The organism is Nocardia amamiensis (genome assembly GCF_015477605.1).
Taxonomy (GTDB): Bacteria; Actinomycetota; Actinomycetes; order Mycobacteriales; family Mycobacteriaceae; genus Nocardia; species Nocardia amamiensis_A.
On record NZ_JADLQX010000125.1, the window covers coordinates 1 to 1,920 of the forward strand.

3 protein-coding genes are annotated in these 1,920 nt (G+C 63.5%); all 3 read right to left on the reverse strand.

Translation table 11 applies throughout. The features are described from left to right. On the reverse strand, positions 1-202 hold a 202-nt coding region (locus IU459_RS36980; RefSeq protein ID WP_195134229.1), incomplete at its 3' end, for a hypothetical protein. 53 nt (positions 203-255) lie between these two features. Beyond that, positions 256-954: an ROK family protein gene (locus IU459_RS36985; RefSeq protein ID WP_195134230.1), complete on the reverse strand. Its 699-nt coding sequence runs from the start codon at positions 952-954 to the stop codon at positions 256-258. Positions 955-1,323: 369 nt separating this feature from the next. Beyond that, positions 1,324-1,800 carry a TniQ family protein gene (locus tag IU459_RS40305; RefSeq protein WP_369123111.1) on the reverse strand — a complete coding sequence of 159 codons (477 nt, stop codon included), beginning with the start codon at positions 1,798-1,800 and terminating at the stop codon, positions 1,324-1,326. Positions 1,801-1,920: the final 120 nt, after the last annotated feature.

A 1,920-nucleotide genomic window follows, 5' to 3' on the forward strand; every position in this document is an offset into this window, starting at 1 on the left:
AGTGGAACAGGGTGCCGCCGCCGGCCCCGGCAATCTGTGCCAGACGAGCGCGAACCACGATGCCGGAGGCGAGGGTGACGTCGGTGGTATGAGCGCCGCGGTCCAGATCGTCGGTCAGCATCCGCAGACAGTCGGACACCTGCTGCACGCATAGAGATACCGTCTGCAAGGCACTGCCAAAACCAACGAAGGCGCCTGCCATCCAGACTGCGACTGTGACGACAGGTTTTATCTGTCACTTGCAGGTCGTATCTGTCACCGGGTGGGGTGTGCGGTGTCGATGTGAGCGGCAAGCTGGTCGGCCAGTGCCGTCAGGCTGTGGTGCAGCCGGATCTGATGCAGCGTCCGAGTGTCCGGACTCGCCCATGCTGGCCTGGGCTTGCTCTTCAAGTGGGGCCAGCCGGCGGGCTCGCTGCCCATCAGTACTGGTGCGTATCGTTGTTCTCCGGAAGTGATGGTGCTCCAGACCAGCGCGGACGCGAAGTATCGGTTGAAGTCGCTGTGCAGGTTCGTGTTGTTGGGGGCGATGCCATCGATGATCTCGTTCCATCGGTCGGATGAGATGGACCAGTCCGCGAGCCCGAGTCGGCGGCGGCGATAGTTGACGTGCCGGTCGAGTTGGCGGAAGTGGTTGGCGATCGCTTCGATGGCTTTGCCGAATTCGGTTGGTTCATCTCGGTTTTCGGCCCAGCGTTTGACGACGTTTCCGCTGGTCAACACTCTGATTCCGTGATGATCGATGACCGTTCGGATTCCGAGGTAATGTGCTGATTCGCCGAGTGACTTGCCTGAGATCAATTTGACCAGCCGGACCGCGGTGACGCGACGGAGGGTGGTTTCTGGGATGCCGTCGAAGTGCGCCAGGTAGCGATCGAAAATGTCGTCGGGAAGCCACTGTGGCACGTGTTCGAGGCTGAAGCGTGTCTGCGGTCCGCGGGCTGGCGTGAAGCTCATCCGCAGGTCCGTTGGTCCCAGGCGGCTTTCCCTGACCCGTTCGACTGAGCGGAATGCCTCTTGGGCTGCGCGGCGCAGGCCTGGGGAGCACTCGGTGCTGACGAGCTGTCGGGCCCTGGCGAGTTGGTGATCGCGCCTGAAGGTCGTTGTCGGGAGCAGTTCGCGGATCAGGTCGCGTGCAGCCCGGTGATTTTCGCTGGCGATGATGGTGTGGGCGACGGAGAGGAGCCCGGCGCCGGCCTCGGGATCGAGCGGTCGCCAGTCTGCGGATGCGGCGGCTGTTCGGGGGCTGGTGTGCTGGTGCTTGTCGATGTGTGCGTCGACGGCGTCGTTGAACGCCGGGATCGGCGTTAGTGTCCGAGCACGCGCTCAGTTTTTGTGGACGAGGCTGCTGAGTATCCGCAGGCCGGTGAAGTATTCGGTGGGTCGTGTCGGTTCACCGACGCTGAGGATGGTTCCGGCTCCGTCGGTGCTGAGTGCGTCGATGAGCCGTTGTTGCAAGACGAGGGCGTATGCAGACAGCGGTGTCCTGGCTTGTGTGGTGTCGAGTCTGGCGCCGCAATCGGCAACGGCGCTCAGTCGGGTGTCGGTGGGAGTCCATCGGCATTGAGCTGGGTGCAGGCCGTGGATGCGTGGTCCGGGCAGTAATGGGAGTCTGCGGCCGTCTCGGATGGTGCCGTGGGCGGGTCTGCCGCAGTCGGGGCATAGGTGTTGCAGCAGTTGGCGGTGTTCCAGGCAGGCGAAGACGATGGGCAATCGCCATGAGCGCCGCCAGCCGCCGCCGTGTGTTTGGTGGACTGTGGATCCATTGCCTGCCAGGCAATCCGGGCAGTAGCGGGTTGAGATTCCCCCGTTTTCCGGAGGGCTCCGATGTGTGGTCCGATAGGACCGGAAGGAGTCATCTGTGGCAGCACCGAGGAAGTATCCCGACGAGTTGAGGGCTCGCGCGGTCCGGTTGTACCGGGA

Coding starts and splice junctions, on each gene's coding strand:
- IU459_RS36985 (WP_195134230.1), bottom strand. CDS start 954: ATGAGCTTCACGCCAGCCCGCGGACCGCAGACACGCTTCAGCCTCGAA.